Source organism: Limosilactobacillus pontis (assembly GCF_002940945.1).
Lineage (GTDB): Bacteria > Bacillota > Bacilli > Lactobacillales > Lactobacillaceae > Limosilactobacillus > Limosilactobacillus pontis_A.
Genome location: NZ_PNFV01000001.1, coordinates 216,768 through 239,982 on the forward strand (window position 1 = coordinate 216,768; position 23,215 = coordinate 239,982).

22 protein-coding genes and 1 pseudogene are annotated in these 23,215 nt (G+C 53.2%); 1 reads left to right on the forward strand and 22 read right to left on the reverse strand.

What is annotated here, in order from left to right:
* The 18 genes and pseudogenes from rnc to gmk form a co-directional block, all read right to left on the reverse strand.
* Positions 1-702 (reverse strand): ribonuclease III, encoded by a 702-nt coding sequence (gene rnc / locus CK797_RS01010; RefSeq protein WP_104687963.1) that lies wholly within the window; start codon positions 700-702, stop codon positions 1-3.
* A 119-nt stretch (positions 703-821) separates the two neighbouring features.
* Positions 822-1,073 (reverse strand): acyl carrier protein, encoded by a 252-nt coding sequence (acpP, locus tag CK797_RS01015; RefSeq protein ID WP_057806164.1) that lies wholly within the window; start codon positions 1,071-1,073, stop codon positions 822-824.
* 35 nt (positions 1,074-1,108) lie between these two features.
* On the reverse strand, positions 1,109-2,140 hold the full coding sequence (gene plsX / locus CK797_RS01020; protein ID WP_104687964.1) for a phosphate acyltransferase PlsX: 1,032 nt from the start codon (positions 2,138-2,140) through the stop codon (positions 1,109-1,111).
* A gap of 14 nt (positions 2,141-2,154) precedes the next feature.
* Complete coding sequence (gene recG, locus CK797_RS01025) at positions 2,155-4,191, reverse strand: ATP-dependent DNA helicase RecG (RefSeq protein WP_104687965.1); 2,037 nt, start codon at positions 4,189-4,191, stop codon at positions 2,155-2,157.
* A gap of 91 nt (positions 4,192-4,282) precedes the next feature.
* Complete coding sequence (locus CK797_RS01030; protein WP_104687966.1) at positions 4,283-5,977, reverse strand: DAK2 domain-containing protein; 1,695 nt, start codon at positions 5,975-5,977, stop codon at positions 4,283-4,285.
* A gap of 22 nt (positions 5,978-5,999) precedes the next feature.
* Positions 6,000-6,362 carry an Asp23/Gls24 family envelope stress response protein gene (locus tag CK797_RS01035; RefSeq protein WP_057806156.1) on the reverse strand — a complete coding sequence of 121 codons (363 nt, stop codon included), beginning with the start codon at positions 6,360-6,362 and terminating at the stop codon, positions 6,000-6,002.
* 187 nt (positions 6,363-6,549) lie between these two features.
* Positions 6,550-6,735 (reverse strand): 50S ribosomal protein L28, encoded by a 186-nt coding sequence (gene rpmB, locus CK797_RS01040; RefSeq protein ID WP_003713527.1) that lies wholly within the window; start codon positions 6,733-6,735, stop codon positions 6,550-6,552.
* A 162-nt stretch (positions 6,736-6,897) separates the two neighbouring features.
* Complete coding sequence (locus tag CK797_RS01045; RefSeq protein ID WP_104687967.1) at positions 6,898-7,542, reverse strand: thiamine diphosphokinase; 645 nt, start codon at positions 7,540-7,542, stop codon at positions 6,898-6,900.
* Positions 7,543-7,647: 105 nt separating this feature from the next.
* Entirely contained in the window at positions 7,648-8,301 is a 654-nt protein-coding gene (gene rpe, locus CK797_RS01050; RefSeq protein WP_104687968.1) for a ribulose-phosphate 3-epimerase, read from the reverse strand.
* Between the two features lie 12 nt (positions 8,302-8,313).
* Positions 8,314-9,192 carry a ribosome small subunit-dependent GTPase A gene (gene rsgA, locus CK797_RS01055; protein ID WP_104687969.1) on the reverse strand — a complete coding sequence of 293 codons (879 nt, stop codon included), beginning with the start codon at positions 9,190-9,192 and terminating at the stop codon, positions 8,314-8,316.
* A 16-nt stretch (positions 9,193-9,208) separates the two neighbouring features.
* Entirely contained in the window at positions 9,209-11,128 is a 1,920-nt protein-coding gene (gene pknB / locus CK797_RS01060) for a Stk1 family PASTA domain-containing Ser/Thr kinase (protein WP_104687970.1), read from the reverse strand.
* Positions 11,129-11,130: 2 nt separating this feature from the next.
* Positions 11,131-11,871 carry a Stp1/IreP family PP2C-type Ser/Thr phosphatase gene (locus CK797_RS01065; RefSeq protein WP_104687971.1) on the reverse strand — a complete coding sequence of 247 codons (741 nt, stop codon included), beginning with the start codon at positions 11,869-11,871 and terminating at the stop codon, positions 11,131-11,133.
* A gap of 15 nt (positions 11,872-11,886) precedes the next feature.
* Positions 11,887-13,221, reverse strand: coding sequence for a 16S rRNA (cytosine(967)-C(5))-methyltransferase RsmB (rsmB, locus tag CK797_RS01070; RefSeq protein ID WP_104687972.1), 1,335 nt, complete (start codon positions 13,219-13,221; stop codon positions 11,887-11,889).
* On the reverse strand, positions 13,214-14,167 hold the full coding sequence (gene fmt / locus CK797_RS01075; protein ID WP_104687973.1) for a methionyl-tRNA formyltransferase: 954 nt from the start codon (positions 14,165-14,167) through the stop codon (positions 13,214-13,216). The genes rsmB and fmt overlap by 8 nt, the downstream gene beginning before the upstream one ends.
* A gap of 17 nt (positions 14,168-14,184) precedes the next feature.
* Positions 14,185-16,608, reverse strand: coding sequence for a primosomal protein N' (priA, locus tag CK797_RS01080; RefSeq protein ID WP_104687974.1), 2,424 nt, complete (start codon positions 16,606-16,608; stop codon positions 14,185-14,187).
* Between the two features lie 10 nt (positions 16,609-16,618).
* Complete coding sequence (gene coaBC, locus CK797_RS01085) at positions 16,619-17,815, reverse strand: bifunctional phosphopantothenoylcysteine decarboxylase/phosphopantothenate--cysteine ligase CoaBC (RefSeq protein WP_181049498.1); 1,197 nt, start codon at positions 17,813-17,815, stop codon at positions 16,619-16,621.
* Positions 17,816-17,936: 121 nt separating this feature from the next.
* Positions 17,937-18,156 (reverse strand): annotated as a pseudogene (gene rpoZ, locus CK797_RS01090) (DNA-directed RNA polymerase subunit omega).
* Positions 18,153-18,773 (reverse strand): guanylate kinase, encoded by a 621-nt coding sequence (gmk, locus tag CK797_RS01095; RefSeq protein WP_104687976.1) that lies wholly within the window; start codon positions 18,771-18,773, stop codon positions 18,153-18,155. The pseudogene rpoZ and the gene gmk overlap by 4 nt, the downstream one beginning before the upstream one ends.
* Before the next feature lie 168 nt (positions 18,774-18,941).
* Between gmk and CK797_RS01100 the strand changes: the two genes are divergently transcribed.
* The gene (locus CK797_RS01100) at positions 18,942-19,274 is read left to right on the forward strand and encodes a hypothetical protein (protein ID WP_225364999.1); all 333 of its coding nucleotides are present in this window, start codon (positions 18,942-18,944) and stop codon (positions 19,272-19,274) included.
* 64 nt (positions 19,275-19,338) lie between these two features.
* On the opposite strand, the gene recN is transcribed toward CK797_RS01100, so the two are convergent.
* Genes recN through CK797_RS01120 form a run of 4 tightly spaced genes read right to left on the reverse strand, consistent with a single transcriptional unit; the run spans position 19,339 to position 23,215 of the window.
* A complete protein-coding gene (gene recN / locus CK797_RS01105; RefSeq protein WP_104687977.1) occupies positions 19,339-21,024 on the reverse strand; it encodes a DNA repair protein RecN in 1,686 nt (561 codons plus the stop codon).
* Between the two features lie 12 nt (positions 21,025-21,036).
* Positions 21,037-21,492: an arginine repressor gene (locus CK797_RS01110; protein ID WP_104687978.1), complete on the reverse strand. Its 456-nt coding sequence runs from the start codon at positions 21,490-21,492 to the stop codon at positions 21,037-21,039.
* Between the two features lie 10 nt (positions 21,493-21,502).
* Positions 21,503-22,327 (reverse strand): TlyA family RNA methyltransferase, encoded by an 825-nt coding sequence (locus CK797_RS01115; RefSeq protein WP_104687979.1) that lies wholly within the window; start codon positions 22,325-22,327, stop codon positions 21,503-21,505.
* A gap of 12 nt (positions 22,328-22,339) precedes the next feature.
* Entirely contained in the window at positions 22,340-23,215 is an 876-nt protein-coding gene (locus tag CK797_RS01120; protein ID WP_104687980.1) for a polyprenyl synthetase family protein, read from the reverse strand.

Consider the following 23,215-nt stretch of genomic DNA (forward strand, 5'->3'; position numbering starts at 1 on the left):
TTAATTGTTTTGCTTGCGGAACTTATTCAGGGCGTTTTGGGCCGCCTGCATTTCGGCGTGCTTCTTTGATGAACCGTGGCCGTCAGCAATGACCTGCCCGTCCACCTTCACGTTGACGTGGAACTCAGGGTCGTTTTCCGTCCCGGTCTCATCAAGCAGGTGGTACTCAATTTTGACGTCACCGTCGCGCTGGAGATATTCCTGAAGACTGGTCTTAGCATCAACAGCATGGTCGAACCAGCCCATGTCCAGCTTTGGAAAGATCACCCGGCGGACAAACTTCTCAACGGTCGGCCGCCCCTGGTCGAGGTAGAGAGCACCGACGAAGGATTCAAAGATGTCGCAGAGCAGACCGGGACGCTGGCGAGCGCCGGCCTTCTCCTCCCCCTTGCCTAAACGGATATACTGGTCAAAGTGGCATTCCTTGGCAAATTTAGAGAAGCTATCCTCACACACCATTGCCGCCCGCAGCCGGGTTAGTTTCCCCTGTGGTAGCTCAGGGTAACGTTTGTAGATGTACTCTGAAACGATCAGTTCCAACACGGCATCGCCAAGAAATTCGATCCGCTCATAGAACTTCAGATTCTGATTAGGGTGTTCGTTGACGTACGAAGCCTGGGTAAAGGCCTCGGCCAACAGTTCCGGATCATCAAAATGAATATCAAATTCCTTGGCCAGGTAGTCTTGTAGTTCATTGATCATATAAAATTATTTCCTTTCTGAATTATGTGTCTTAGCTAATTCTTCCCTATTATACTAGAGTTCTCGTCATTGCGCAGTTAATGAAAATAAAAAAGCTCCATTTTTGGAGCTTTTTTGCTTTAGTTTGTGTGCTGTTCGATGTAGTCAACCACTTCACCGATCGTACTCAGCTTCTCGGCGTCTTCATCGTCGATTTCTGAGCCAAAGGTATCCTCAAGTTCCAGAACGAATTCAACGAAGTCAATGGAGTCCGCGTCTAAGTCGGTCTTTAGGTTTAATTCATCGGTAATCTTGGCCCGATCAACATCAAAATGGTCGGCTACAATCTCGGAAACCTTGTCAAAGATTTCCTTTCTTCTATTATCAGCCATTCTTATAACCTCACTTTATAAAATACTTCCTTATTCTATTCGTTTTTTCCTGACTTGTCCACTTCAGGATTGGCAGTGAAGAAATCGACAGTCTTTTCAATCAGCTGAGCCTTCAGCATGGTGTGAATCTGGCCGATGGTGTTTTTGACGGCCAGGGCGTCGGCGGCTCCATGCGTTTTAACCACTGGTGCCTTCAGACCGAGCAAGACCGCACCACCATAGGTCGAGGTGTTCATTGTCTGGCCGATCTGGTGGAAGACCGGTTTGAGCAGGAGGTAACCCAGTTTGGCCCGCAAACCGCCATTTAAGATTCCATGCTTGATCAGGGTCAGCATCATCTTGGCCGTTCCCTCAGTGGCCTTTAGGGCAGCATTGGCGGTCCAACCGTCGCTAACTACTACGTCGGCCTTGCCGTAGAGGAGATCGCCCGACTCAATATTGCCAATGAAGTTCAGATCGTCGCGGGCGTTGAGCTGCTGCCAAACTGCCTTATGGAGGGAGTCCCCCTTGTCCTCCTCAGCTCCATTGTTAAGCAGGGCAATCCGCGCGTTCGCCACCCCAAGGACGCTCTCAGCATAGAACTTACCCAGGTAGGCATACTGGAGGAGGTTCTTCTCCTTGCTCTCGGCGTTGGCCCCTGTATCAAGGTAGACAAAGCTGTGCCGGCTAGCACCAGGTTTGGCGATCGGCAGGACACTAGTCAGTCCCGGCCGATCGATCCCCTTGATTCGACCAACGATGAAGATCCCGGCAGCCAACACTGCCCCGGTGTTGCCAGCGGAGAAGAAGGCGTCTGCTTCCCCTTTCTTAACAGCAGTAGCGGCTTTTACGATCGAGGAGTCCTTCTTGTGCCGGATCGCCCGGACCGGTTCCTCACCCATTGTGATATCGTCACTGGTTGGGATAATGGTCAGTCGCGTGTTGTTTTGGATCAGCGGCTTAATGGCATCAGGATTGCCATAGAGGTTAAACTCCAGGTCGGGATACAGGTCACGGGCCTGTTCTACCCCTTCCACAATTACCTTGGGTGCGTTGTCGCCACCCATCGCATCAACTGCAATTTTCATAGTAGAATCGCTCCTTAATCGAAATGTGTTTCTAGCTGGTGACGTTTCAAGTACAGCACCAGCGGTTGATTATCGTCAATTGCGTCCCAGTGGGGAGTCTTCAGCAACTGCTCGGCATCGTTGCGAGCAATCTGAAGGATCTTCAGGTCCCCCACCGGATCGCCGACCTTAAAGTCCGGCAATCCGGACTGCTTACGGCCCAAGACGTCCCCAGACCCGCGCAGCTCCAGGTCACGCTGGGCCACCTTGAAACCATCATTGGTTGCCACCATCGTCTTCATCCGGGCCTTGCCGTCATCGGTCTTAGGATCGGCCAGCAGGAGGCAGTAACTCTGCCGATCGCCACGACCAACCCGCCCCCGCAATTGATGAAGCTGGGCCAGGCCGAAGCGGTCAGCGTTATAGATGATCATCACCGTTGCGTTCGGGTTATCGACTCCAACCTCGATAACGGTGGTTGAAACCAGAACCTGAGTTTTACCGTCCTGAAATTCGTGCATGACCTGGTCCTTCTCATCAGCCGTCATCCGCCCATGAAGGAGACCAACCTGATAGTCGGGGGCAAAATAGGCGGCCAGCTGCTGATAGAGGTCGGTGGCGTTTTGGACGTCTAGGGCTTCGGATTCCTCAATCAGGGGACTGACCACGTAGGCCTGGGCGCCAACGGCCAGCTGATCACGTAAGAAATGAAGGGCCGCGTTTTGTTGGTCAACCTTGAACCATTTGGTCTGAATTGGCTTCCGCCCGGCTGGCAGTTCATCAATGATTGAGACGTCCATCTCACCATAAGCCGTGATGGCCAGAGTCCGCGGAATCGGTGTGGCCGTCATCGCCAGAATATCAGGGTGGTCCCCCTTCTCCCGCAGGCGTTGGCGCTGGTTGACCCCGAAACGGTGCTGTTCGTCGGTAATTGCCAGGCCAAGATTAGCGTATTCAACGTCATCTTGGATCAAGGCATGGGTCCCAATGATCAGGTTGATGTCGCCGCGCTTGATGGCATCCCGCAGCTGGCGGTGCTGCTTGGCGGACAATGATCCGGTCAAAAGGCCAATGCGAACGTGGGTCCCGGCAAATGTCTTAGCCAGCTTCTCAGCATGCTGGGCCGCCAGGATTTCGGTTGGGGCCATTAGAGCTGCCTGGTAACCCGCCGTAATTGCAGCGTAGATGGCAATCGCCGCCACGATTGTCTTCCCAGAACCAACGTCCCCCTGGAGGAGACGGTTCATCTGGTAGGGTCGGCGCAGGTCGGCGCAGATCTCGTTGACCACCCGCTTCTGGGCGGTGGTCAGCTCAAAGCCGATCTGAGAGATAAATGCCTTGACCTCATCGTTATGGTAAAGGATTCGCAAGCCGTCCTGCTGACGCTGGGCCTGACGAATTGCCTGCAGGCGCAGCTGGAAGAGGAAGAACTCCTCATAGGTAGCCGTTCGCCGGGCGGCCTTGGCCTGAGCAGCGTCGGTTGGGAAGTGGAGTTCCTTGATCATCTGACGCCGGTCCAGCAGTCGGTAACGCTGGCGTAGTGTTGCTGGCAGGAGAGTTGGAATTACCCGCTGATATTCCTCATATGCCTGGCGGATCAGGCTCCGCAGCAATGCCTGCTTGACGTGCTTATTCACGGAATAGACGGCACCGAAGTCATTACTCTCCTGGGGCGCCGAGGCGAGGAGGCGGTTAGCAGTCACCTGCTGGCGGCGGGCATCCCACTTTCCCATCACGGTCACTGTCTTGTCAATGGCCAGTTTCTTCTCCAGGTAAGGCTGGTTGAAGAAGGTCACCATCACCACGTCGTTACCGACCTGAAGCCGGAAGCTAAGCCGGCTCCGGCGATAGCCATACCTGGTCAGGAGGGGTTCGGACACCACCCGACCAACCAGGGTAACTTTCTGCTTATCCTTAGCCGTCTGGAGGTTTGCCGGTGTCAGATCATTGTAGCGGGTCGGATAGTAGGTCAGGAGATCGGCTACCGTGTCGATCCCCAACGTCGCCAGATCAGCAGCCCGTTTTGCCCCGATCCCTTTGAGATTAGTGACCGGGTCCTGCAAGCTCTGCATTCTATTCCCTCCTTTTCCGTATTCAGCAAGGGGGCCATGACAAATTGGTCTTCGTCACAGCCCCCCGTATGCTTCATGTTATTAGGTCAGTCTATTCAACTGAGATCAGGTATGGATAGACTGGTTGACCACCATCATAGATCTGAACGTCCAGTTCATCATCAACATCCAGGATGGCCGCCTTAATGGCTTCAGCTGTCTCCGAATCACCGTCGGCCCCGACAAGGATCGTGACCACCTCACTATCCTCATCCAGCATCTGCTTGACCATCTTGATAGCCGTTTCCTGCAGGTCTGGGGTCGCCTCGACAATCTTACCGTCGACGATGCCGAGGAAATCATCTTTTTGGATCTCCTGGCCGTCAATCTTCGTGTCCCGGATAGCGTGAGTAACCTCACCGCTAGCCACCGTGGTCATGTTCTCTTCCATGTTGGCTTGGTTGTCATCCAGGGAAGCTTCCGCGTTATATTCCAGCATTGCGGACATGGCCTGGGCAATCGTCTTGGTATGAACAACCTTAGTCGGAATATCAGCCACTTCCGCTGCCTGATCGGCCGTCATGAAAATGTTACCGTTGTCTGGCAGTACCAGGGCTTGCTTGGCACCGCTCTTGTTGATGGCATCCGTGATATCCTGGGTGCTTGGGTTCATGGTCTGGCCACCGCTGATGATGTGGGTAACACCAAGGCTCTTCAATAGTTTGGCAATTCCGTCACCAGAGGCCACCACAATGACGGCCGTTTCCGGGGCCGGAGCTGTCTCCTTAGCCTTCTCAACAGGTGTTTCCACTTCTTCATCATCATGTTCCATGATCTCTTCCTGTTGCCAAACCATGTTATGGATCTCGATGGTCTGAAGGTCCCCAAACTGCTGTCCCCAGGATAGTACTTCACCGGGATGCTCGGTATGAACGTGGACTCGAACAACCTGGTCATCATTTAAGACCAGGAGACTGTCCCCCATCTCTGCCAGGTGGTTGTAGAAGGTATCGTAGTCAAATTGCTGAGTAACTTCCTTCCCCTTGCCGAGGCGAACCAGCATCTGGGTGCAGTAGGTATACTTAATATCCTTAGGGTCCAATTTGCCTTGAACACTCTGGTGATCCATGGCGTTGACCATTTCATCGACCTCAGCGTTATCCGGCTTGTAGCCCTCACTCTTATCAACTCGGCCACTCAAAGCCTCATCAAAGGCCTGAAGGACAAAGACAAGTCCCTGACCACCGGAGTCAACCACGCCAACTTCCTTTAAAACCGGGAGCAGGTCTGGGGTGGTCTTCAGTGCCGCCTCGCTGGACTCATAAATGGCGTGCATGATCTCGGTCAGGTCGTTAGTTTCTTTGATCTTGTTGAGGCCCTCCTGAGCGGATTCACGAACCACCGTCAGAATAGTTCCCTCCGTTGGCTTCATAACCGCCTTGTAAGCCGTCTTGGCCCCGTTAGCGTAGGCATCAACAAAGTCCTGGGCACTCAGCTTTTCCTTGCCTGTCGTCGCCTTGGCAAAGCCGCGAAAAATCTGGGACAGGATAACCCCAGAGTTACCCCGGGCCCCCATCAGCAGCCCTTTGGCCAGGGCAGCACTAAGTTTCCCAACCGCGGTGCTGTTCTCTGCCCGCTCGTACTTTGCACCACTGGCCATGGATGAGGCCATGTTCGTCCCGGTATCACCATCAGGCACCGGAAAAACATTCAAAGAATTAATGAATTCGGCATTCTTATTTAGCTTGTCGGCGGCCGCTTGGACCATCTTGCCAAATTCAAGATTTGTAATTTCTGTGACAGCCAATTAACTTTCCTCCCGTATCCAACTAGTCTTCCATTGAACGAACACCCTGGACACAGACGTTAACGGCGTCTGCCGTGATGCCGAGCATTGATTCTAGATTATACTTTACCTTGGACTGGACACTCTTAGAAACTTCAGAGATCTTTGTCCCGTAGCTCACGATAATGTTGACCTCGACGGTGATTCCATTATCCTGTTGCCGGATGACAACGCCCTTGCTGAAGTTCTCGCGTCGCAAGATCTGGTTAACGCCATCGCGTAATGGCTTTCGACTTGCCATCCCAACAACCCCATAGTTATCAGTGGCGGCACCACCGACAACCGATGAGATTACATCGTTGTCAATGTCAATCGTCCCCGCCTTGGTTTTAATCTTTACTGCCATTATTATGGCCTCCTTTTGAAATCGTCAGCACTGTCTAGCGCTACTCTTACTCACTAAATAAAGCTAACACCATCTTACCATAGCACGTCAAGTGAGAAAAGTAACCCCCATCGAGAAATAGTTAATGGGGTTGATCAATTAGATAAAAAATAAGCCGCCCATAATGGACGACATCATTTTTGCTTGATTAAACCCGAGTCACTTTACCGGACTTCAGTGTACGTGCTGAAACGTAAACCTTCTTTGGCTTGCCGTTAACCAGAATGGTTACCTTTTGCAAGTTTGGCTTCCAGCTGCGACGACTTGAGTTAAGGGCGTGGGAACGCTTGTTACCGAAGCGTGTCCGTTTACCGTTGATAAAATCTTTAGCCATTGGTGGTACCCTCCTCTTCTCATCTTTATTTCGTTTACGCAATAAGTTGCGATGTAACTCACCTAATTAATTTACCATAGCCGCCCGGCCAGTGCAAGGTTTTTCTTTCAAGTATTTTCCCTTGACACTAGCCCAGTCACGATCAATCCCCTTTAAGGCGGCCTAATCGCGGGACCAGATCACCGCCACAACGCCCGTATCAAAGGAGAAGTGGTTGACTGCACTAGTGAAGCGGTTGCTCGACCAGGCAAAGGGGATGGGGCTGTCCCAGTTGACCAGCGGGTACTTCTCGTCCGGCAGGGTCAACCCAGTCACCGGGGTTAGGTTGACGAAGGCCAAGTAGTCAAATCCTGGCCGCCGATGGATCGCGTAGGTGCCAGGCCGAAAGTAGCGCACAACGTTACAGCGGTCGACCAACGTGATGCAATGCAGGTAGTCACGAAAGGTATCTTGCATCGGCAGGTAGAGGTTGGCCAGTTCCTGGTCCAGCCGGCCGCCCGTCGCTCCCCAGATGACAATCTCGTCTGGCTGATAATTCTTGATGGCGGTCATGATCCCCAGCTGGGTGTCGGTGAAGTCCTTGGCCGGCGGATAAACGGTGATGTTATCCAGACTGGTCTTAAGCCGGGCAAGCTCTGTCGGATTGGTGGAATCAAAGTCCCCAATGGCGGCCACCGGGGTAATCCCCCATTCGAGCAGGAGAGTGGCCCCGTGGTCAACGCCGATCCAGGTTTCATCCCGGTATCCTTGAACTGTTTCGACTGGGATCGGCTCCCGTGGTCCACCAACCATTACATTTACACGCATCACAATTTCCTCGCTTTCCTCAAGAAAGTACACAAATGGGGCGCAACTTGCAATCCGCGTTGTGCCCCATTTATTATGACCAGTCCAATACCGGTCACTGATTATTTACTTCGTTGCGTCCCGCAGCGCTTCGACCCGTTCAGCCGGATCAGCGGCATTGAACACGTAGGAGCCGGCTACGGCAACCGTGGCCCCAGCCTTGTAGCAGTCAACAACCGTCTTGTCGTTGACCCCACCGTCGACCTCAATATCAAAGTTGTAGCCTTTTTCCTGCTTGATGGCATTCAGTTGAGCAATCTTGTCAACCGTTTCTGGCAGGAACTTTTGGCCACCGAAACCAGGGTTAACCGTCATGACCAGAACCTGGTCAACCATGTGCAGGACTGGTTCAATCATTGCCACTGGCGTCCCCGGGTTGATAACTACTTCGGCCTTAACGCCGCCGTTCTTAATGATCTGCAGGGCCCGATGAATGTGCTGGGTGGCTTCAGCTTGAACCCCAATGATGTCGGCCCCGGCATCAATGAACATCGGCAGGATGTGTTCTGGGTGTTCAACCATCAAGTGAACATCCAAGGTCATCTTGGTGATTGGCCGAATGGCCTTCACGAAGCCTGGTCCGTAAGAAATGCTTGGTACGAAGGTGCCGTCCATGACATCGATGTGCAGGTATTCGGCCCCGGCCTTGTCAACCTTCTCGATGTCCTTCTGTAAGTTTACGTAGTCGGCACTCAAAATTGATGGTGCTACTTTAATCATTCTAAAACTCCCTCATTTCTTATAGTTTGGTTTCTGGTTGGCGATCAACTCGTGAAACTGCAGATAATCGTCATACCGACTCTTCATGATTATACCATTCTCAACGGCGTCTTTCACAGCACAATGCGGTTCTTTGATGTGGAGGCAGCCACGGAACTTGCACTGAGGAGAAAGACGGCGCATCTCCGGGAAGAGGCCCGGCAATTCTGTAACCGTCACGGCAAAGTCCTCATAGGAAGAGAAACCTGGTGTATCAGCAATCAAGGCCCCATTAACGTCAAGCAGGCTCACTTTCCGGGTGGTGTGCCGGCCCCGCTTTAAGGCCTGGGAAATCTCCCCCGTTGCCAGGTTTAATGATGGTGCCAGGTGGTTGAGCAGGGTCGACTTGCCGGCCCCGGTCTGCCCCATCATGGTCACAATCTTACCTGTTAACAGGTCCTGCAATTGAACCAATTGTGCCTTGGCAAACGGCTGGGGGCAGCAGAAAACGTGATAGCCGATCGTCCGATATCCCGTAGCCACTTGATCAATTTTCTGATATTCATCACTCGTCAGCAGGTCCGTCTTGGAGAAGTAGATCAAAGGCGTAATCCCTTGCCGCTCCAAGGCGATTAACTGACGATCAAGGAGGTTGGCTGAGAAATCCGGCTGGGTAGCGGCAGTGGCCACCACTGCGGCGTCAATATTCGCCACCGGCGGCCGGACCAACGCGTTACGGCGTGGCAGGACCTTCAGCAGGTAGCCGTCTTCAAACTCCACGTGGTCGCCGACGATCGGCTTGATCTTCCGCTTGCGAAAATTTCCCCGTCCCCGGGTCCGATAGATTTCGCCATCATCGGCAATAACGTCATAAAAGCCGCTCAATGATTGTTGAATTGTTCCTGTCTTCACGACATGCCTCGCTTTCTCATCCGGTAATATTGGTAGCACTCATGATAGTTCGTCCGTTGCGAACCACCCGGTAGGCCCCCATCTGGCCATTTTTCAAGGTAAACGGCACGTTGATGGTAGTTTCCTGATTGATCGTGATGTCCTGATACTCCATCGTCAGATTATGGTTGGCATCCCGAATATAGACCTGGACCCGGTTCTCCCGCTGACCACCGTTACTGTCAAACGGAATGTTGATCTGAATGTTGGTCGTCTTAGTCTGGTTACCGGAGTTAGCAATCGTGACCGTCAGGGTGTCCCCATGATTGAGCGTCATCCCAGCCTTTGGCGTCTGACTGATTACGTGGTTGGTGGCAACCGTCTTAGACTTCTTCTGCTGGGTCGTCAGCTGAAGGTTGTGTTTGTTGGCAAACTGCTGAACCACGCTGACATCTTGGTTAGTGAAATCCGGAATCTTGATATTCTGCTTGCCGGCACTCACCTCAAAATCGATGATGTTGCTACGTGGCTTGATAATCGTCCCCCGGCGGTAGTTTTGCTTGGTGATTGTTCCAGCATCAACCGTGTCGGAATACACCATCCGTTTTTGAACCCGGAACCCCTTCTGTCGGAGCATCTTGGCCGTCTCAGCATAATCATGACCGACGTACCGGCCCATCTTCATCTGGCTGACCCCTGTACTAACCTTTAAATCAACACTGCTGTTAATCCGGGTTTTGGCACTCGGTCCCGGCCGCATACTAATAATATGATTTTTGGCAACATCCTGGTCGTGAACCCGGGTGATATTGCCAACCCGCAGCGACTGCTTCTTCAACCGCTGCTCGGCCTGAAGCGGCGTCTGCCCTTCAACGTCCGGGATAATGACCTGCCGGAGAAGGAACCACCAGCTGCAACCGGCTGCTACGGCCACCACAATTAGGGCAATTGCCCCCATAATGTGGCGCCGGTAGCGGGACCAGAAGCCAGGCTGCTTCTTAGCTGCCGGCTGCTCGGGGCCGGTTGGCTGACTAGTCTGATGATTCTTCTGATTATATGGCAGTTTGTCCAATGGCAAAACCTTGGTCTCGTCATTATCATCATGATCAATCACCAATCGCGGCTCGTTAGCCCGACTCGGGTCCAAGGATGTCTTCAAGTCGTCGGCCATCTGCTTAACGTTCTCATAACGGTCGATCGGGTCCTTGGCGGTTGCCCGGATCACCACATTCTCCAGTGGCTGGGGAATGTGAGGGTTGACTGAGCGGACTGAGGGGATGTCCTCACGAAAGTGCTTGATAGCGATCGAGACAGCGTTTTCCCCCTCGAATGGCACCTTGCCAGTCAGCAATTCATAGAGGATGATCCCCAATGAATAGATATCCGACTTCTTCGTCGCAATACTACCCCGCGCCTGTTCAGGTGAGAGGTAGTGGACCGAACCCATCAGGGTATTGGTCTGGGTTAAAGAATTTTGGGAAACCGCAACAGCAATCCCAAAGTCCGTAATTTTAATGTTTTTATTTGCATCGATTAAGATATTCTGTGGCTTAAGGTCCCGATGAATGATGCCATGAGCGTGAGCGGCCTCAACCGCCGATAAAACCTGCTCCATGATGTCAATCACCTGGGGCAGAGCGATCGGGTAATGGTCCTTGATATAGGCCTTGAGATCAGTCCCCTGAACGTACTGCATTACCATGTACTGGAGGCCATTCTCCTCTCCAGTATCAAAGATCCCAACAATATGGGGATCGTTGAGCCTAGTCGCCGACATTGCCTCGCGTCGGAAGCGCCGTTTGGTGTTGGGATCGTCACGCAGGTCAAGACGCAGGACCTTGACCGATACCTGTCGGTCCAAAACTGTATCGTAGGCGAGATAAACATTTGCCATGCCCCCCTCACCTAGAGAGCGAATAATCTTATACCGATGGCCAATTATGTCTCCAGGATTCATAATCAACCCTCCTGGTCATCATTTATTCCAATTAGAACGGTGATGTTATCGGGCCCACCCGCTTCGTTTGCCATATCCACCAACTGGACGCACTTGGCTTTCAGCGAAATCGGCTGACGGAGAACCGCCACCATGTCCCGCTTCTCGACAGTCTTAAAGAGACCATCCGAGCACATCAAAAGCTGGTCACCCGGGTTGAAGTCAAAACGATTGACCTCAATCTGGGCATCCTTGGAAATCCCGATTGCCCGGGTAATAATGTTGCTCTGCGGAAGCTTGCGAGCCTCCTCTTCGGTAATATCACCACTAATTACTAACTCATTCACCAGAGAATGGTCGATCGTGACCTGGGTCATTGTACTGCGGTGCAGCAGATAACCCCGGCTGTCACCGATGTTAGCGACCACGAGCGTCTTTTTGAAGATAATGGCAGCCACCATCGTCGTTCCCATTCCATGGTACATAATCTTCTCTTTTGATTTTTTAAGAATCTGGTCATTAATTATCTGGACTTCCCGGGCAAACCACCGGATCGCCTCCAGAGGATCAGCGGGACTGTCCACCTTAAAACGATGACCGAGCCGTTTGATGGTCATTTCAGCGGCCACATCACCACTCTGATTACCCCCAATACCATCGGCAATCACAACGAGGTGATTACCACGCTTGTCAATGTATTGGGCAACCCGATCCTGGTTCTGCGACCGCTGTCGACCGATATCCGTTTGATAGGCAACTTGCATTATCTGTATTCCCTTCTACTTAATCCGCTTTAGCGTACTGATGAAGAAGCCGTCGGAGCCAAAGTCAGATGGCAAAATCGTCAGTGTGGCGGTAGTTCGATCATCTTTAACGTGACGTGTCGTTAGCGTCTTGACCAGCTCAAAGTCGGGGTGGTCAGCCAGGAAGGCTTGGATCGTCCCCTCGTTTTCCTGGCGCAAAATTGTACACGTGCTATACGTAATTATACCGCCTTTTTTTACTTTTGGCGCGACGGCTGCCAAAATTGCCAGCTGAATTTGGTGCAGTTGTTCGCTATCTTTTAGCCGCTTGCTATAACGGATCTCCGGTTTGCGACGCAGAAGGCCGATCCCGCTGCAGGGGGCATCGACCAGGATCTTGTCGAAGCTCTCATCAGCAAACTTTGTGTCGACCTGGCGGGCATCCAGCGTATGGGCCACTACCCGGTCGGCGACGTGGAGCCGGTGGGCATTCTTTTCAATCAGGCGGGTCTTATGTTGGTGAATATCGAGGGCATCCACTTGACCACCCCGAAGCTGGGCTGCGATTTGAACCGTCTTGCCACCCGGGGCCGCACAAGCGTCCAGGACCCGGTCGCCGGGTTGGACCTGCATGCTGTCTACTGCCAGCATCGCACTCTCATCCTGGATCGTGATCGCCCCCTGGACAAAGAGGTTACTGGAAAGAATCGTTCCCCTGGTGATCACCAAGGCGTCTGGGGCGATGACACTCGGCCGGTACTCGATCCCCTCCTCGTCCAAGGCCGCCTTGACCTTCTCCAAGGTGGTAACAGCCTGGTTGATCCGGATAGCCACATGGGCCGGCTGGTTAATCGCCGTCAAGAGATCTTCAGTTGCCTGCATTCCATATTGAGCGATGAAAATCTTGACCAGCCATTCCGGTACACTCGCCTGGGTTGCTAGCCGCTGGTTCGGGTCAGCAATTTTATCCAGGTCAGCCAAACCCTGGCGGAGGATGGCGTGAAGGACCCCAGTAACAAACTTGCGCGTGCCGGGGTTCCCCCACTGCTTAGCCAGTTCAATGCTTTCATTGGTGACTGCCCAGTCTGGAATCCGGTCGAGGTAGTGATACTGATAGATTGACATCCACAGAAGGGTCTCAACCCAGGAATCCAACTGACGATGAACAAAGGGGTGCAACCAGTACTCAAGGGTCAATCGGTGCTGAAGAACCCCATAGACAATGTTAGTAGCCAGGCGACGGTCACTATCTTTCAAGCTTGCTCGCTGAAAGAGCTGGTCAAGTTCGATATTGGAGTAGGCCCCCTGCCGGATCCGCTCCAGGGCCGTCAGGGCAACTGCCCGAGCTGTCGATTGGATTTTATTAGTCATCGGTAACTGCTTGAACTCCTTCCTTGAGCTGCTGGTGACCGTTTAGATAGGCCGTGATGTCCATAGCCTGCTTACCAGCTGGTTTGAGGCGGTTAATCTGGTAGGTGGTTCCCTGCCCAGCTGCCAGGACCAACTGGTGCTTGGTGGCCCGAACGACCTGGCCTGCTTGCCGGTCGGTCTTCTCATCCAACGGGGTCACGTCATAAATTTTGGTCCGTAGGCCGTCGATAATCATGTTGCCTAGTGGTGCCGGCCGCAACCCCCGGACCTTATTATCAATCTGGGTAGCAGTCATCCGGTAGTCAATCCGCTCCTGATCACTGGAAATGTTCGGTGAAAAGACCACCTTGGCTGGATCCTGGGCAACCGGGCGAACATCACCAGCAATCAGCTTGGGCAGGGTCTTGAGCAGGAGATCGCGACCAAGGATACTGAGCTTGTCAAACATCGTCCCGGCATCGTCATCCTTTTCAATTGGGATGGCTTCTTGAGCGATCACATCCCCGGCATCCATTTTTTTAACCATGTACATGATCGAAATTCCGGTTTCCCGGTCACCGTTGATGACTGCGTACTGGATTGGGGCCCCACCCCGGTACTTAGGCAGGAGGGAACCATGGACGTTGATGGCGGCAATCTTAGCCGCCTGCAGCAGCTTAGTCGGTAAGAATTGGCCATAAGCGGCAGTAATCATCAGGTCAGGATTGATCGCGATGATTCGCTCCATCTCCGGGCTCTTGGCCAGCTTGGCCGGTTGCAGAACCTCAATACCGTACTTTACGGCCAGTTGCTTGACTGGCGAGGCAGTCAGGACGTGCTTACGGCCAATCCGGTGGTCCGGCTGAGTCAGCACGGCCTTGACGTCGTACTCAGGATGGTCAATCAGACTCTGAAGAATTGGGACGGCAAACTGTGGGGTCCCCATAAAAACAATTGATGTTGACATAGTCATTTTCCTTTCGTTTACATGAAGTATTGGGGGTCCGGGTCGATACTGACCTGGACATCCTTGAATTCCTTCTGCTGCGTTTCCTGCAGAATCGTCTGAAGCAGGTCATGAAGGTGCGGATCATGCCTATACTTGATGACAATCTGGTAGTAGTAGCGCCGCTTCATTCGGGCGATTGCACGGGGCGTCGGGCCCAGAAGAATTGTTGAGGGAGCCAGGCCGGCCGCCAGTTGCTGGTGAATGGCGGTCATCGCCCGCGCAGCCTGCGCCTCCGTGGGGTGACTGGCCATCAAACGGACTGTGTAATAATACGGCGGGTAACCGGCCTGGTGACGCAGGGCCATCTCATGGCGAAAGAAGCGCTCGTAGTCGTGGGCCTGAGCGTCCCTAATAGCATAGTGACCAGGATTGAAGGTCTGGATGATCACCTGGCCCTGCTTGTTGGCCCGGCCGGCCCGACCGCTCACCTGACTCAGAAGGTCGAAGGTATGCTCACTGGCCCGGAAATCCGGCAGGCCCAGCCCGGTGTCCGCATTTAGCACCCCAACCAGGGTAACGTTTGGGAAGTCGAGTCCCTTCGCGATCATCTGCGTGCCAAGCAGAATATCGGCCTGCTGGTGGCCAAACTGGCGAAGAAGTTTCTCATGCATCCCCTTGCGCCGGGTAGTGTCGACGTCCATCCGGATAATCCGGGCCTGGGGCAGGAGCCGGTGGAGTTCCTGCTCCACCTTCTCTGTTCCGGTCCCGTAATAGCGAATATGACGGCTGTGACAATGCGGACAAATCTGGGGAATGGCCTCCTCATGCCCGCAGTAATGACACTTCATCGTCCGGGTATCCATATGAAGGGTCAGTGAGATGTCACAGTTGGGGCACTTCAAGACTTCACCACAGTCCCGGCACATCATAAATGAGGAGAACCCCCGCCGATTCAGCATCAAAATACTCTGTTCATGACGCTGGAGGCGCAAGTCCAGTTCCCGGAGAAGCTTGGTCGAGAAGTTGCTCTCCCCACGGCGTTGGACTTCGGGCCGCATATCGACCACTTCGATCGGCGGCAAGGGCTGTTGGTTTACCCGATGGGGCAAGCGCAGCAATTTATAGACCCCCTTCAGTGCCCGGGCCCGACTCTCCAAGCTCGGGGTAGCTGAACCAAGGATTAATGGGGCATGGTGGAACCTGCTCCGCCACTTGGCCACCTCACGGGCATGGTAACGGGGCATATCATCCTGCTTGTAGCTGGTTTCGTGCTCCTCATCAAGGATGATTACCCCGATGTTTTCTAAAGGAGCAAAGACCGCAGATCGGGCGCCGACCACCACTCGGGCATCCCCACGGTTGATCCGCCGCCATTCATCATAGCGTTCGCCGTTGGAAAGGCCACTGTGCAGGACCGCCACCTGGGAACCGAATCGGCGGCGAACCCGGTTGACAATCTGCGGGGTCAACGAGATCTCCGGCACTAACATCAGAGCGGTCTGGCCATTTTTCAGGGCTCGAGCAATCGTTTGCAGGTAAACCTCAGTCTTCCCACTGCCCGTGACCCCCTGGAGGAGAAAAATCTGACTCTTTTGGTCATCGATCGCCTGGTCAACAGTCTTGACCACCCGCTTTTGATCGGAATTCAGGGTCAGGGGGGCTTCCAGGTGATTATCGTCGACCGGCTGGGCGTAAGGGTTGCGATAAACCTCAACTGATACCTTCTTCAGCCAGCCCTTCTTGGCTCCCTGATTAAAGGTCCCGGCACGCAGCTGGGCCCGTTGTTCGGCGTCGGTTTGCTTAACGGTCTGGCCGATGATGCTCTGCAGATACGACAGTAGACGGTTTTGCGCATGGGCGTTTGGGTGTAGTGACGCCCGGGCATCCTCAAGCTGTTCAAAGTCCAGCAGAGGCGTGATTCCGGTCACAGTCTTGGCACGGGCCCGATCGGTTACCTGATAGGTGATCTCAACTTTCTTCTCCCGCTGAAGCTTCAGCAGCTGCTTAACCTTGGCTGGGTCGCTTTGCAATTCGGCCAGGTCACACTGGTCCTTACCATGAAAAAGGTCAAAGTAGGTCTGTTCGTCAATCTCGTCAATCACCCGGACAAAGCGCTGACTCTTCGACTTGAGCATGTTGGGCAGCATGGTGTACAGGCAGGAGATCCAGAATGAATAGGTGGTATCAGCCAGCCACTTACTGAGGTTGAGCAGTTCAGCGTTCACCACCGGCTGAAGATCCATCACTGCCGCAATCGGCTTTAGTTCCCCTGCATAATCGGTGTGCTCCGTGAAGCCAACCACGAAGCCCTGAACCTGTCGGTGACCATTACCGAAGGGTACGGCCACCCGCATCCCTACCTGAAGCTGCTTTTCAAGTGGCGCCGGCACCAGGTAAGTGTAGGGCTGGTTTGTCTGCATTGTCGGCACGTCAACAACAACCTGTGCCAGTTCTGCCATCTAATCCACCTCACTTCATCTTTGCGGCCAACTGAGTGATCAACCGCTGAGCAACCGCGGTTTTAGCCATTCGCGGCCACCTTTCCGGTTTCTCTCCCGGCTGAAGAATAGTGACTTGGTCATCGTCCTGACCAAACGCCCCATTGTGCCCCGCCACACTGTTGGCGACGATCATGTCGGCACCCTTATTTGTCAGCTTATCCTGAGCGTGGTCCAGGAGCTTCTCGGTCTCGGCCGCAAAGCCAACTACCTGCTGACCCGGCCGCTTACTAGCAGCCACAGTTTTCAGAATGTCGACCGTTTCGGTCAGTTTCAGGGTCCGCTCACCGTGATCGGCAGTCTTTTTAACCTTCTGGCTGGCCACCTCAACTGGCCGGTAATCGGCTACGGCCGCCGCCATCACCAGGGCATCCGCCCCCTTGAAGGCTGTCTGAACCGCCACCAGCATCTCCTCGGTCGTCAAGGCGGATACTAATTTGATATTAGGATCATGGGGAACGGGGACACTGACCTGACCAGTGATCAGGGTGACCTGGGCACCGGCCTGGGCCGCAGCCGTAGCGATGGCGATCCCCATCTTGCCGGAGGAGCGGTTACCAATGTAACGCACCGGGTCGAGCGGTTCCCGGGTCCCCCCGGCGGTCACAACGACCCGTTTACCAGCGAGAAGCTCGTGAGCACGGAGAAATTCCTGGACCCGGGAGACGATCTGGTCTGGTTCCGGCAACCGTCCATGTCCCTGGTAACCCTCGGCCAGGCGGCCGGTCACCGGTTCGATGACGGCAACCCCGTCGCGCTTAAGCTGGGCTAGGTTCCGCTGGGTCGCCGGCGCCGCCCACATGTGCCGATTCATCGCCGGGGCCACCATCTTGGGCGCCGCCGTGGCCAGCAGGGTCGTTGAGGCAGCATCGTCGGCGATTCCATTGGCCAGCTTAGCCAGGATGTCCGCCGAGGCTGGTACGACCAGAGCCAGTTCGGTCCAGTCAGCTAGTTCAATGTGAGGAATTGGCTGATCCTGGTCATTCCAGAGATCGGTCAGGACCGGATACTTGGTCAACGCATTCAACGTCGCTGGACCTACCAGTTTGGTAGCGGCCGCGGTCATCACAACCCGGACCTCGTGCCCGGCCTTTTGCAGACCACGGACCACCGTCACCCCCTTATAGGCCGCAATGCTTCCTGAGAGATACACCGTTATTTTTGCCATCATGTCACCCCATTCAAATTATTCTCAATTGATTATATCATTTAAGAACAGAAAAAGAGGACGCTTCACGACCACAATCGATGTGAAAAGTCCCCTTAATTTTATTTCTAAAGTAATGCGATTAATCCTGCAGGTCCTCGGTGTGGTTAGGATCAATAGTGACCTTGCCAGCCAAAATCTCCTCAAGCGCCTTACCAACGGACTTGCTGGATTCATAGTGATCCAGCAGGGGGGGCAGAACCTGTATCCAGTTCGTGGGCCCGCTTGCTGGCCAGCATGACTAATGAGTAACGAGAATCAATTCGCTTTAATAATTCGTCAACTGATGGGTAAAGAATCATTTCTGTGAGTCTCCTAACATTTCAAGATAACGTGGCATCACCCGCGAAACCCGCAACCGTTCCGTCCGGATAATGTCCTTAATTTTCTCTACGGCACGGGGCACTTCGTCGTTGACAACCGCGTAATCGTAGTTCTGCATCATTTGGATTTCGCCAAAGGCTTTCTGGATCCGCTTATTAATGACTTCCATACTGTCCGTTCCCCGGTGAATCAAGCGGTGCTTCAATTCGTCCAGGTCTGGTGGCGTCAAGAAGATAAAGACCCCATCTGGCACCTTTGAACGCACCTGCATTGCACCATTGACTTCGATCTCCAGAAAAACATCCTTACCAGAATCCAAAGTTTCATTAACATATTTTAATGGGGTACCGTAATAATTGTCAACATACTTGGCATATTCAAGCATTCCCCCGGTCTGAATCTCGTGTTCAAACTCTTCTTTGGATACAAAGTAGTAGTCAACACCATTAACCTCACCCGGCCGTGGCTGACGTGTGGTCATTGAGACAGAGTACTGAAAATCATTATCATTCGAATCAAAAATTGCCTTTCGTACGGTTCCCTTGCCGACACCAGATGGACCAGAAAGGACAATTAACATTCCACGATTTGCCATTCTTTTGCTTGCTCCCTATCAAATTTTAACGTATTAATACTATAATGCACTAACTTTTCCGATAAATCAACTGTTCTACCGGACTTTTGCTCCAGGATAATTCCCCCTTGCATTTTTGAACGGATGTTCGTATACTATAATCACAAACAAATGTTCGGAGGAAACACCATGCAACAAGTCAATCAACCAACCTTACTTCAACGTGCACCCCAGATCCTAACCCGGACAATCCACCACTTGATGACTGCAGAGCCTGCTTTTGTTCCCCACGTCAAGCTCTTGACACCCCAACCAAGCAAGCAGCGGCAGCTTTTCATCAAACGCGCTATCCAAGAGCGCTGGTCTGTCTTCTGCCAATTGATGCCGAAGACAGCGGAAGGATATCCGGTCAACACCTACGGCCAGATCAAGGCATTAACCAATCACCGTTACCTTATCCGTAGCCGGCAAACAACCTACGTGGTTAGTTTCGATCAAATCCGCTACATCGCTAACCTGTAACCTCCATCAACCGACAAAAGCACCCACGATCGTCATCCGATTGTGAGTGCTTTTTGTATCCTTATTAATTGCCAGAATGGGCCATTTCAAGCAATTCTTGGGCGTGTTCCCGGGTCAATTCAGTAACTTTCTCGCCCGACAGCATCCGGGCCAGCTCATCAACCCGCTGGTGTGCTGTCAATGCGGTCACCTGTGTTGTTGTCCGGTTGTCGTGAACGCCCTTTTTGATCAGGAAGTGGTGCTGAGCTACCGCAGCCACCTGGGGCAGGTGGGTTATACAAAGTACCTGCGAATGGGCAGCGATCAGCTTAATCTTATCAGCAATCGCCTGGGCAACCCGTCCACTGACCCCAGTATCAACCTCATCGAAGATAATGCTGGTGACTCCCTCATTCTGGGCAAAAATAGTCTTCAAGGCCAGCATCACCCGAGACAGCTCACCACCCGAGGCAATCTTGGCCAGCGGGCCCATCGTCTCGCCGGGGTTGGTACGAATATAGAATTCAACCGTATCGATTCCTGTCGGTGTGAATTGGTCGGAACCATGGTTGGCAAAGTGAACCTCAAAGTCGGCTTTAGCCATATAAAGTTCCTCAAGCTGCTGGTGAACCCGTTTTGCAAGCTCGTGAGCAGCCTTCTGGCGAACCTGGCTAAGCTCCTTGCCAAGCCCTTTGAGCTCCTCTTCGGCAGTGGTCAACCGCTGCTCCAGGTCACTGTTACTGTCAGCAGCGCTCTCCATCTCATCGAGCTCCCCTTTAATCTTGGCGTAATAATTCAGAACATCTTTGACCTGATCACCGTACTTATGCTCTAGGTCCCCAATTGTCGTCAGCCGCTGGTCAATCTCAGCCAGACGACCATCATCAAACTCGAGAAGATCGAGCTGCTGACCTGCCTCATTGGCCACATCCTGAAGGGCATAATAAGCATCATTTAAGGACTTGCTCAACTGATCATAGGCATCATCAAAGTCCGCAATCCCGTTGATCGCATCCATTACGGTAGCGATCTGGTCAAGAACGGGTGCCTCGCCCTCATTAAAAGTGGTTACCGCCTGCTGGAGGGCGTTGTTGATCTGCTGGAAGTGGGCCAGCCGATCCCGTTCGCTGGTCAGATCATCCTCCTCGTTGGGCTTTAGGTTGGCCGCGCCAATCTCCTTAACCTGATAACGAAGCATGTCCAAACGCTGGGCCCATTGCTGCTCATTAGCCTGTTTCCGGTTAACCGCCGCCTTGAGCTTGACATAGTCCCGATAGTGTTCTTGATATTTAGTCAACAACGGGGCCACCGCACTCCCAGCGAACTGGTCCAGCATCCCTAGGTGAGTTTCCGGCTGCATCAGTCGCTGGTGCTCGTTTTGTCCCTGGATATCCACCAGGTGGGCACCAATCTTACGCAGCATCGTCGTGTTGATCAGTTCCCCGTTAACCCGGATGATGTTGCGACCATTGCGGTGGATCTCCCGTGAGATAATCAGCATTCCATCTGCGTGGTCAATCCCCATCGAATCCAGGAGGTCACTCATAGCTGGATCATCAGGAATGGCAAACTGGCCCTGCAGGCTCAGCTTATCCTTCCCTCGCCGGATATACTCCTGCGAGCCCCGTCCGCCAGCGAGGAGACCAACAGCGTCGATAATGATCGACTTACCGGCCCCAGTTTCCCCGGTTAGCACCGTCATTTGGTTGGCAAAATCGAGGGTCAGGTGCTTGATGATTGCCAGATTATCAATTGTCAATTCTTGCAGCACATGCTCACCGCCTTAAATATTCGCTAATTCATTCAACTTTTGCTCTAGCTGTACGGCCGCGTCCGCCGAAACACAGACAATCAATACGCTGGCGTCATCCCCAATAGTTGTAAAAATTGTTGAATAGTCGACCCGGCGCAATAGCACAGCAACCACCGGTCCATTTCCCGGGTGAACCGCCAGCGCAAGGAAACGATCACTGCGCTTGAGCTTTAACAAACTGTCTTTGAGGACATCCATCAACTGATGCTCATCACTCTGCCGGTGGTATGCCGGCAATCCATAACGATAACCACCGTTTTCTGCCGGGATCTTAACTAATTGCATCTCCTTAATATCTCGTGAGATCGTCGCCTGCGTAACACACAGCCCCAATTCGTTCAGGCGTTTCACCAAGTCTTCCTGGCGTTCGACACTTTCCGCTGAGATGATCTCTCGAATCTTCTCCTGACGTTCTGCCTTTTTCATAATAAACTCCCTACTTTTCCTTTTGGTTTAGATCCTGATCGGCTGCTGCCAAAACCCGGTCAATATCAACCGTTGACGAGACGGATCCCGGGTGGTCGGTCAGTTTAAGGTGAACCAGGAATTCAATGTTGCCCTGACCACCCTTGATCGGTGAATAATCCAGGCCCAACACATCGAAGTGATCATCATTGGCAAACTGGAGGACCTCCGCCAAGACGGCCCGGTGAACGGTATGATCACGGACAATTCCGTGCTTGCCGACGTGCTCCTTTCCCGCCTCAAACTGAGGCTTAATCAGGGCCACTACCTCGCCGCCCATCCGCAAAATCTTGGCCAGTGGCGGTAAGATTAGCCGCAACGAGATAAAAGAGACGTCGATGGAGGCAAATTCGGGCTGGCCGTGAGTGAAATCATCCCGGGTACTGTAGCGAAAGTTGGTCTGCTCCATCACCACCACCCGCGGATCCTCCCGCAGTTGCCAGACAAGCTGGTTGGTTCCCACATCCAGGGCATAACTCAGCTTAGCCCCGTTTTGCAGCATCACGTCGGTAAAGCCACCAGTCGACGAGCCAATATCCAGGACCGTCTTACCCTGAACATTAATGTCAAAGACCTTTAATGCCTTGGCCAGTTTTAGGCCGCCCCGACTAACGTAGGGCATCTTATGCCCCTTCATATGCAGGGTCGTCGTCACTGGAATCTTCTGGCCGGGTTTATCGAGGCGTTCGTTATTCTTCCCCAAAATCTCACCAGCCATCACAGATCGCTTTGCCTGTTCCCGGGAGTCAAAGAGCCCCTGCTGAACTAATAATACATCTACGCGTTCTTTTTTCATTACTCAGTTCCTCTACAATTTGAAATATGCTAAAAACTGGTCATAACCGGCAAATGAGCGGCCGGTCAGTTCACCAAGCCGGACCTGGGCATCACGAGCTGCTTGCAGAGCCCGGTGCAGCTGTTCTTCGGCCCCGGCAGTTCCCAACAAGCCGGGGTAGGTATTCTTATGCTCGCCGGCATCCTTGTGAACCGCTTTTCCCATCTGAGCGGTCGTTCCTAAGACATCCATCAGGTCATCGTAGATCTGAAAAGCTAGCCCAAACTGGGCCCCAAAGTCCGCCAAGGCCGCCTTGATCGGCTGTGGCTGGCCAGTAATAATGCCACCGGCCAATACGGCGTAACGGAGCAGGGCTCCTGTCTTCTGCCGATGGAGATAGCGCAGCTGATCGAGGCTTAGCTGCTGCCCCTCGCCCTCAATATCACGGGCTTGGCCAGCAACCATCCCGGCCGGACCGGCTGCCTGGGCCAAAGCCAAGGTCAATTCAGCGCGAATTGCCACTGGCAGATTGTTGTCACTCACCCACTGGAAAGCTAGCGTCAATAGGCCATCCCCCGCCAGGGTTGCCATTCCGGCCCCAAATCGACAGTGGTTGGTAGGCTTCCCCCGCCGCAGGTCATCGTCATCCATTGCCGGCAGATCATCGTGAATCAGAGAGTAGGTGTGGAGGAGCTCCAAGGCAGTCGCGGCGTGCATGACGTCTTCATCGACCGACTTGCCAAACATCTCGACCGTCGCCAACGTCAACGCTGGACGCAATCGCTTCCCCCCAGCCATTAGCGAGTATCGCATCGACGAGTAGAGGGTATCTTGGTCAACATCAGCTGCCAGGTGATCACTGAGGTAGTCGTCGATCATCGATTTCAGTTCATTAATTGTCCTTGTCAT

What these genes read in the sequence shown, in the direction of transcription:
- gmk (WP_104687976.1), bottom strand. Translation starts at nt 18,773, where the DNA reads ATGGCAAATCGTGGAATGTTAATTGTCCTTTCTGGTCCATCTGGTGTC.
- rsmB (WP_104687972.1), bottom strand. Translation starts at nt 13,221, where the DNA reads ATGACTAATAAAATCCAATCGACAGCTCGGGCAGTTGCCCTGACGGCC.
- CK797_RS01045 (WP_104687967.1), bottom strand. Translation starts at nt 7,542, where the DNA reads ATGCGTGTAAATGTAATGGTTGGTGGACCACGGGAGCCGATCCCAGTC.
- CK797_RS01110 (WP_104687978.1), bottom strand. Translation starts at nt 21,492, where the DNA reads ATGAAAAAGGCAGAACGTCAGGAGAAGATTCGAGAGATCATCTCAGCG.
- CK797_RS01100 (WP_225364999.1), top strand. Translation starts at nt 18,942, where the DNA reads ATGCAACAAGTCAATCAACCAACCTTACTTCAACGTGCACCCCAGATC.
- CK797_RS01115 (WP_104687979.1), bottom strand. Translation starts at nt 22,327, where the DNA reads ATGAAAAAAGAACGCGTAGATGTATTATTAGTTCAGCAGGGGCTCTTT.
- fmt (WP_104687973.1), bottom strand. Translation starts at nt 14,167, where the DNA reads ATGTCAACATCAATTGTTTTTATGGGGACCCCACAGTTTGCCGTCCCA.
- rnc (WP_104687963.1), bottom strand. Translation starts at nt 702, where the DNA reads ATGATCAATGAACTACAAGACTACCTGGCCAAGGAATTTGATATTCAT.
- pknB (WP_104687970.1), bottom strand. Translation starts at nt 11,128, where the DNA reads ATGAATCCTGGAGACATAATTGGCCATCGGTATAAGATTATTCGCTCT.
- CK797_RS01035 (WP_057806156.1), bottom strand. Translation starts at nt 6,362, where the DNA reads ATGGCAGTAAAGATTAAAACCAAGGCGGGGACGATTGACATTGACAAC.
- coaBC (WP_181049498.1), bottom strand. Translation starts at nt 17,815, where the DNA reads ATGGCAAAAATAACGGTGTATCTCTCAGGAAGCATTGCGGCCTATAAG.
- plsX (WP_104687964.1), bottom strand. Translation starts at nt 2,140, where the DNA reads ATGAAAATTGCAGTTGATGCGATGGGTGGCGACAACGCACCCAAGGTA.
- acpP (WP_057806164.1), bottom strand. Translation starts at nt 1,073, where the DNA reads ATGGCTGATAATAGAAGAAAGGAAATCTTTGACAAGGTTTCCGAGATT.
- recG (WP_104687965.1), bottom strand. Translation starts at nt 4,191, where the DNA reads ATGCAGAGCTTGCAGGACCCGGTCACTAATCTCAAAGGGATCGGGGCA.
- CK797_RS01065 (WP_104687971.1), bottom strand. Translation starts at nt 11,871, where the DNA reads ATGCAAGTTGCCTATCAAACGGATATCGGTCGACAGCGGTCGCAGAAC.
- rpmB (WP_003713527.1), bottom strand. Translation starts at nt 6,735, where the DNA reads ATGGCTAAAGATTTTATCAACGGTAAACGGACACGCTTCGGTAACAAG.
- priA (WP_104687974.1), bottom strand. Translation starts at nt 16,608, where the DNA reads ATGGCAGAACTGGCACAGGTTGTTGTTGACGTGCCGACAATGCAGACA.
- CK797_RS01120 (WP_104687980.1), bottom strand. Translation starts at nt 23,215, where the DNA reads ATGACAAGGACAATTAATGAACTGAAATCGATGATCGACGACTACCTC.
- rpe (WP_104687968.1), bottom strand. Translation starts at nt 8,301, where the DNA reads ATGATTAAAGTAGCACCATCAATTTTGAGTGCCGACTACGTAAACTTA.